Source organism: Dyella sp., from assembly GCF_035685885.1.
In the GTDB taxonomy this organism is placed as follows: Bacteria; Pseudomonadota; Gammaproteobacteria; order Xanthomonadales; family Rhodanobacteraceae; genus Dyella.
Genome location: NZ_DASRZX010000155.1, coordinates 1 through 7,590, shown reverse-complemented (window position 1 = coordinate 7,590; position 7,590 = coordinate 1). Strand labels below are relative to the sequence as shown.

General features: G+C 64.8%; 5 protein-coding genes and 1 pseudogene. 4 read left to right on the top strand and 2 right to left on the bottom strand.

What is annotated here, in order from left to right:
* Positions 1-368: pseudogene (locus tag VFG49_RS17725) on the top strand (hypothetical protein); the annotation flags it as partial.
* Between the two features lie 12 nt (positions 369-380).
* Here VFG49_RS17725 and VFG49_RS17720 read toward each other — a convergent pair.
* Positions 381-833, bottom strand: coding sequence for a DUF4442 domain-containing protein (locus VFG49_RS17720; RefSeq protein WP_324863015.1), 453 nt, complete (start codon positions 831-833; stop codon positions 381-383).
* A 396-nt stretch (positions 834-1,229) separates the two neighbouring features.
* Between VFG49_RS17720 and acnD the strand changes: the two genes are divergently transcribed.
* From acnD to VFG49_RS17705, 3 genes are all read left to right on the top strand, one after another.
* Positions 1,230-3,824: a Fe/S-dependent 2-methylisocitrate dehydratase AcnD gene (gene acnD / locus VFG49_RS17715; RefSeq protein ID WP_324863013.1), complete on the top strand. Its 2,595-nt coding sequence runs from the start codon at positions 1,230-1,232 to the stop codon at positions 3,822-3,824.
* A 271-nt stretch (positions 3,825-4,095) separates the two neighbouring features.
* Complete coding sequence (prpF, locus tag VFG49_RS17710) at positions 4,096-5,286, top strand: 2-methylaconitate cis-trans isomerase PrpF (protein WP_324863011.1); 1,191 nt, start codon at positions 4,096-4,098, stop codon at positions 5,284-5,286.
* Between the two features lie 134 nt (positions 5,287-5,420).
* Positions 5,421-7,406, top strand: a complete 1,986-nt coding sequence (locus VFG49_RS17705; RefSeq protein WP_324863009.1) for a S9 family peptidase — start codon at positions 5,421-5,423, stop codon at positions 7,404-7,406.
* A 43-nt stretch (positions 7,407-7,449) separates the two neighbouring features.
* Here the strand turns inward: VFG49_RS17705 and VFG49_RS17700 are convergent.
* Positions 7,450-7,590 (bottom strand): tetratricopeptide repeat protein (locus VFG49_RS17700; RefSeq protein WP_324863017.1); only part of this gene is annotated, 141 nt, incomplete at its 5' end.

The following is a 7,590-nucleotide window of genomic DNA, read 5'->3' as shown; positions in this document are numbered from 1 at the left end:
TGAACCGGATCGACTACGCCTCGCCAGTGCTCGACATCCAGCGTCGCCTGGCACAGCTGCGGCGTTGGCGCGTGCGGGTGGAGGCGCCCGTGTTCGCGGCCTTGGGCAGCGTCATCTGGATTCCGGTGATGCTGGTCTTGATCCAGTACGACTTCGATCGCCAGGGCCACGACTACTGGGATCAGGCTCCCGGCCTGCTGCTTTGGATGCTGCTTTGTGCGGTGGTTTCCCTGGCGGTCGTAGCGCTGGCCTATGGGCTCGTGCGCTACCTGGGAAAGCGTCGCTGGATGGAGGACCAGTTCGCCGGAGCCAGCGTGACGCGCGCCGAGCGCATGCTCGATGAAATTGCCCGCTTCGAGCGCGAGTGAGCGCGGCCGCGCTCAACGTGCCTTGGGCTTGAGCCGCACGTACAACTGCTTGCGCACGCGCGCGACGACTTCACCGCTGCGTGTGGCGACATCCACGTCGAACCAGCGCAAGACCTTGTCGCCACCGGCCGCCGCCTGACGCAACTCTTCCACGACAGCCGCGTCCAGCTTGAAGTGGGCGTATACGTCCTCGCGGCCTGGCGCCACGAAATCGATGGCGCCGGCCTTGTCCCACACGTAGTAGTCGTCGCCGAGCTGGTGCATGGCCAGCAGCATCCAGAACGGGTCGGTCATGGCAAACAGGTTGCCACCGAACTGCGTGCGCACGTAGTTGCGGTTCCAGGGTCGCAGGCGCAGCACCACCTTTACCTCCGACCAGTCCTCGGCGACGTACTGTACGCGGATGCTGTTGAAGAAGAACGGCGGCCAAAGGTTCATCAGGCGGCGGAAAGTGGATGAGCGCATGGCGAGGGTGTCGGTAAAGGGCGCGTAGCATACCGCAAACATACGGATGCGTATGTTTGCGTGACGTGTGGTCGGCCAGGTCACTCCTGGTGTCAGCAATGCGACGGGGAACCGGCATCGATTCGCGTGGGATGGCCGGTCGACAATCGCCCATCATGCGCAATCAAAGACGGCCTTCGTTGCCTCGGTGTATCCGCACGAATCGCCGGCAACGCTTGCCATGCATGGCATCGCGTGGCTGGCATGGGACAGGGCTGACGCGGGTTTCGGCTGGGTCGCCTCCGGGCGGTGCGTTACAATGACGGGCTGAGAGCGCGGGCTTGGTCGCGCAGCGGCGGCGCACGCCATGCGTCGGCCCCAATTCCGCCGGATGTCACCGCGAGGGTTCCCCACACCATGAATAACGCCTACCGCCAATCCCTTCCCGGCACGTCGCTGGACTATTTCGACGCGCGCGCCGCCGTGGATGCGATCCAGCCGGGCGCCTACGACGCGCTGCCGTACACCTCGCGCGTGCTGGCCGAAAACCTGGTGCGCCGATGCGATCCGGCGATCCTCACGGAGTCGCTCAAGCAGCTGATCGAGCGCAAGCGTGACCGCGATTTCCCGTGGTTCCCGGCGCGCGTGGTGTGCCATGACATTCTCGGCCAGACGGCGCTGGTGGATCTGGCTGGCTTGCGTGATGCGATTGCCGAGGGTGGCGGTGACCCCGCCAAGGTGAATCCGGTGGTGCCCGTGCAGCTGATCGTCGATCACTCGCTGGCGGTGGAGTGCGGCGGCTTCGATCCGAACGCGTTCGCGAAGAACCGCGCGATCGAAGATCGCCGCAACGAGGATCGTTTCCACTTCATCAACTGGACCAAGAGGGCGTTCGAGAACGTCGACGTGATCCCGCCGGGTAACGGCATCATGCACCAGATCAACCTGGAGAAGATGTCGCCGGTGATCCAGGTGCAGGATGGCGTGGCCTATCCCGATACCTGCGTGGGTACCGACAGCCACACGCCGCATGTGGATGCGCTTGGCGTCATCGCCATCGGCGTGGGTGGTCTTGAAGCCGAGAACGTGATGCTTGGCCGCGCGTCGTGGATGCGCCTGCCCGACATCATCGGCGTCGAACTCACCGGCAAGCGCCAACCCGGCATCACCGCCACCGACATCGTGCTGGCGCTCACCGAGTTCCTGCGCAAGGAGAAGGTGGTCGGCGCCTACCTGGAGTTTCGCGGCGAAGGCGCGGCCAGCCTGACCCTGGGCGATCGCGCGACCATTTCCAACATGGCACCCGAATACGGCGCCACCGCCGCGATGTTTTTCATCGACGGCCAGACCACCGATTATCTACGCCTCACCGGTCGCAGTGACGAGCAGGTCAAGCTGGTCGAAACCTATGCCAAGGCCGCCGGCCTGTGGGCCGATACGCTTGCCGCTGCGCAGTACGAGCGCACGCTGACGTTCGACCTTTCATCCGTGGTGCGCAACATGGCGGGCCCGTCCAATCCGCACAAGCGCCTGCCGACGTCAGATCTCGCTGCGCGCGGCATCGCTGGCGAGTGGACCGAGCAGCCGGGCCAGATGCCTGACGGCGCGGTGATCATCGCCGCCATCACCAGCTGCACCAACACCAGCAACCCGCGCAACGTGATCGCGGCGGCCTTGCTGGCGCGCAACGCGAATGCACGCGGCCTGACGCGCAAGCCGTGGGTGAAGAGCTCGCTCGCGCCCGGATCCAGGGCGGTGCAGTTGTATCTGGAAGAAGCGAATCTGCTGCCAGACCTGGAGAAGCTCGGCTTCGGCATCGTCGCGTTCGCATGCACCACCTGCAACGGCATGTCCGGCGCGCTTGATCCGGCGATCCAGCAGGAAATCATCGATCGCGACCTGTACGCCACCGCCGTGCTGTCCGGCAACCGCAACTTCGATGGCCGCATTCATCCGTATGCCAAGCAGGCTTTCCTGGCCTCGCCGCCGCTGGTGGTGGCGTACGCCATCGCGGGCACCATCCGCTTCGATATCGAGAAGGACGTGCTCGGCGTCGACGCCAACGGCCAGCCGGTGACGCTCAAGGACATCTGGCCGAGCGACGAAGAGATCGACGCGATCGTCGCGTCCAGCGTGAAGCCCGAGCAGTTCCGCAAGGTCTATGAGCCGATGTTCGCGCGCAACGGCCACACCGGCACCAGCGCCGCGCCGCTGTACGACTGGCGCCCGCAAAGCACCTACATCCGTCGCCCGCCGTACTGGGAAGGCGCACTTGCCGGCGAGCGCACGCTCAAAGGCATGCGTCCGCTGGCCGTGCTCGGCGACAACATCACCACCGACCATCTGTCGCCGTCCAACGCGATCCTGCTCGACAGTGCCGCGGGCGAATACCTGGCCAAGATGGGCCTGCCGGAAGAGGACTTCAATTCGTACGCTACCCATCGCGGCGATCACCTCACCGCACAACGCGCCACCTTCGCCAACCCCACGCTCATCAATGAAATGGTCGTGGTCGATGGTGCGGTGAAGAAAGGCTCGCTGGCGCGCGTGGAGCCGGAAGGCCAGGTCATGCGCATGTGGGAAGCGATCGAAACCTACATGGATCGCAAGCAGCCCTTGATCGTGATCGCCGGCGCCGATTACGGCCAGGGCTCGTCGCGCGACTGGGCAGCGAAGGGCGTGCGTCTGGCGGGCGTTGAAGTCATCGTGGCCGAAGGCTTCGAGCGCATCCACCGTACCAACCTGATCGGCATGGGCGTGTTGCCGCTGGAGTTCAAGCCCGGCACTGATCGCAAGACGCTTGGCATCGACGGCACCGAGACGTTCGACGTAATCGGTGCGCGTACGCCGCGCGCGGATCTCACGCTGGTCATTCACCACAAGAACGGCGAGCGCGTCGAGGTGCCGGTGACCTGTCGTCTGGATACCGCCGAGGAAGTGTCCATCTACGAAGCAGGCGGTGTGTTGCAGCGTTTTGCGCAGGATTTCCTCGAAGCCTCGCAAGCGGCGTGATCGCCAGCTCTTGATAGTTCCCTCCCCCAAGGATCCACTAGCCTCGAATCTCAGCTATCGCCCAAGGTGCAGCCAAGGCTCCTCCCCTGCTTGCAGGGGGGGGGCTGGGAGGGGGTGCTCTCCCACGCGTCCAAGGCAAGGGCTTTACCCCTCCCCAACCCTCCCCTGCAGGCAGGGGAGGGAGTTGAAGGCAGGCTCGACGGAGACTCGGTGCGTGCCGGTTCCGAGGGGAAAGGCGAAGCGACAGCATTGCATCGACACAGGATTCTTCATGAACCACAAGCCCCAGATTCGCATCCCCGCCACCTACCTCCGCGGCGGCACCAGCAAAGGCGTGTTCTTCCGCCTGCAGGACCTACCCGAGTCCGCCCAGGTGCCTGGCGCCGCGCGCGACGCACTGCTGCAGCGCGTGATCGGCAGCCCCGATCCCTATGCCAAGCAGATCGACGGCATGGGCGGCGCCACTTCCAGCACCAGCAAGACAGTGATCGTCTCCAAGAGCAGCCGGCCGGGCCACGACGTGGATTACCTCTTCGGCCAGGTGGCGATCGACAAGGCCTTCGTCGACTGGAGTGGCAACTGCGGGAACCTCTCGGCGGCAGTCGGCCCGTTCGCCATTGCCGGCGGCCTGGTCGATCCGGCGCGCGTGCCGCACGACGGTATCGCTACTGTGCACATCTGGCAGGCCAACATCGGCAAGACCATCGTTGCGCATGTGCCGATGAGCCACGGTGCAGTGCAGGAAACCGGCGACTTCGAGCTGGATGGTGTGACCTTTCCCGCAGCCGAAGTACAGTTGGAGTTCCTTGACCCGGCCGCCGAAGAGGAAGGGGCGGGCGGCGCGATGTTCCCCACCGGCCATCTCGTGGACGACCTGGACGTGCCCGGCGTCGGCACGCTCAAGGCAACCATGATCAATGCGGGCATCCCCACGATCTTCGTGGAGGCGTCGGCGATCGGCTACGCGGGTACCGAGTTGCAGGAGGCCATCAACAGCGATGCCAGGGCGCTGGCTATGTTCGAGACTATCCGCGCGCACGGTGCGCTGCGCATGGGCCTGATCAAGTCACTCGACGAGATCGCCACGCGCCAGCACACGCCCAAGGTCGCCTTCGTTGCCAAGCCGGCCGACTACGTCGCATCCAGCGGCAAGCCAGTGGCGGCGGGCGATGTCGACCTGCTGGTGCGCGCGATGTCGATGGGCAAGCTGCACCACGCCATGATGGGCACCGCTGCGGTGGCCATCGGCACCTCGGCAGCCATTCCCGGGACCCTAGTGAACCTCGCCGCAGGCGGCGGCGAACGCCAGGCGGTGCGCTTTGGCCATCCATCCGGCACGCTGCGGGTAGGCGCCGAAGCGACGCTGGTCGACGGCACCTGGACGGTCACCAAGGTCATCATGAGCCGCAGCGCACGCGTACTGATGGAAGGCTGGGTGCGCGTACCGGGCGATTCGTTCTGAAGTAGCCGGCGTTTTTTGCGGGGCCCGGCGGCCGACACCATCTGCCATCGGGCCGCCCTTATGGACTTCCGCGCCGCCGCCTATACTCACCCGCACGCGGTCGCACTGAGGCACCGCGTGACAGGGGAGAAATCATGGAAAAGCTGCTCAGGCGCATCGCCGCAGGTGCGCTGTGTCTTCTCGCGGGTCCGTTGTGCGCCGGTACCGTGCCCTTGGCCGACCTGGCGCGGCATGTGCAGTACGACAACGTAAAGATCTCCGGCGATGGCCATTACCTCGCCGCGACCACGGTGGTGAAAGGCAAGCCCATGCTGGCGCTGGTCGACCTGGTCAAGCAGGGCGGCGTGATGGTCAAGCCTCGCGAAGGCAACCAGGTGATCGATCTGTGGTGGGCGAACGACCATCGCGTGATCTACACCGAGGGCACTGAGGTCTCGGGTTTCGATCGGCCGTTCTCCACCGGTGAAATCTTTGCGGTCAACGCCGACGGTTCCGATCCTGAGCTGCTGTTCGGCTATCGCGCGGGCGACGCGCATGGTGCCACGCACATCCAGCACCGCGAGCCGGAACGGGCGAGTGCCGAAGTCATCGATACCATTCGTGGCGACGAAAACCACATCCTCATCGGCGTTACGCCGTGGGACAGTGGCGCCGACGGCGCGTTTACCCAGATCGTCCTGCTGGACGTGCGCGACGGTACCAAGCGGCAGGCCGGTACGGCACCCGTTCGCAACGCGTCCCTGGTCGCCGATAGCCATGCCGTGGTCCGTTTCGCCATGGGCGTGGACAGCCAGGACAACCAGCAGGTGTATTACCGCGAAGGCGATAGCAAACCGTGGAAGCTGCTGTTCCAGGGAACCGCCAGCAAGAGCGTGCCGTATCCGCTGATGTTCAATCGTGACGACGGGCTGGTCTACATGACTTGCAGCGTGCCGGGCAAGGTCGGCGGCCTGTGCACCTGGAACGTCGCCACGCAGGCGATGCAGGAACCGCTATGGACCGGTGACGTGGCCTCGATGCAAGGGTTGGTGCTCAGCCTGGACAAGCGGGACGTGGTTGGCGTGTATTCGATGCCAGGCACGCCCACCGCCGAAGCCATCGTGGCGGGGTCGGACACCATGAAGGCGATCATGTCGCTGTCGCATGCCCTCCCGGGCGAAAGCGTGCGCATCGTGTCCAGCACGGACGATGGCGGCAAGGCTGTCGCGCTGGCTTCGTCGGACATGAACCCGGGCACGTTCTACCTGTGGGATGCCAAGGCCGGCAAGGCCAGTGAGTTGCTGCAGCGTGCGCCGTGGATCAAGCCTACCCAGATGGCATCCATGCAGCCCGTGGAATTCAAGTCGCGCGATGGACTCACGCTGCATGGTTACCTCAGCACACCGCCCGGCAAGGAGGAGGCCAAGCATCAGCCGCTCGTGGTGTTCGTGCACGGCGGCCCGTACGGCGTGCGGGACGAGTGGGAATTCGATTCGTATGTGCAGGCCATGGCCACGCATGGCTATGCGGTTTTGCAGGTGAACTATCGCGGCTCAGGCGGCTATGGCCATGATTTCCTGCTGTCTGGTTACCGCGAATGGGGTGGCAAGATGCAGGACGATGTGACCGATGCAACGCACTGGGCCATCGAGCAAGGTATCGCTGATGCCGGTCGTATTTGCATCTTCGGCGGGAGCTACGGCGGTTACGCCGCGCTCGAGGGGGCGGTGAAGGAGCCGGACCTGTATCGCTGTGCCGTGGGCTACGTCGGCGTGTATGACCTTTCGCTGATGTATACCGACGGCGACATCTCCGATCGCATCGCTGGCAAAAGTTACCTGCGCCGTGTGCTGGGCACCGATGCCGCCGAGCTGGCCGCGCGCTCGCCCATCAATCAGCTGGATCATCTGAAGGCCAACGTGATGCTGATCGTGGGCGGCGAAGACAAGCGTGTGCCGCCGGTGCAAGGCCAGAACCTGCATGCCGCGCTGCAAAAGCGAGGTGTGGCACATGAGTGGCTGTTCAAGCCGAACGAGGCGCATGGCTTCTATGACGAAGCCAATACCACCGAGCTGCTCGAACGGTTGACGCAGTTCCTCGACCGCAACCTGCGTTCGACCGCTGGCGTGGGCTCGCCCTGAGCCCCAAAGCGAAGCGGGAGGCGATGGTCGCCTCCCGCTTGGTTCAGAACAGCAGCGACGCCATGCGTCGCCGATAGCGACCCACCAGCTCCGCATCATCGAGCGTCGCGAAAGCAGCCAGCAATCGCTTCTTGGCCTGTCCGTCGTTCCACTCGCGCGCCTTTTCGAGCACGGCGAGGAACTG

Coding starts and splice junctions, on each gene's coding strand:
- prpF (WP_324863011.1), top strand. CDS start 4,096: ATGAACCACAAGCCCCAGATTCGCATCCCCGCCACCTACCTCCGCGGC.
- VFG49_RS17720 (WP_324863015.1), bottom strand. CDS start 833: ATGCGCTCATCCACTTTCCGCCGCCTGATGAACCTTTGGCCGCCGTTC.
- acnD (WP_324863013.1), top strand. CDS start 1,230: ATGAATAACGCCTACCGCCAATCCCTTCCCGGCACGTCGCTGGACTAT.
- VFG49_RS17705 (WP_324863009.1), top strand. CDS start 5,421: ATGGAAAAGCTGCTCAGGCGCATCGCCGCAGGTGCGCTGTGTCTTCTC.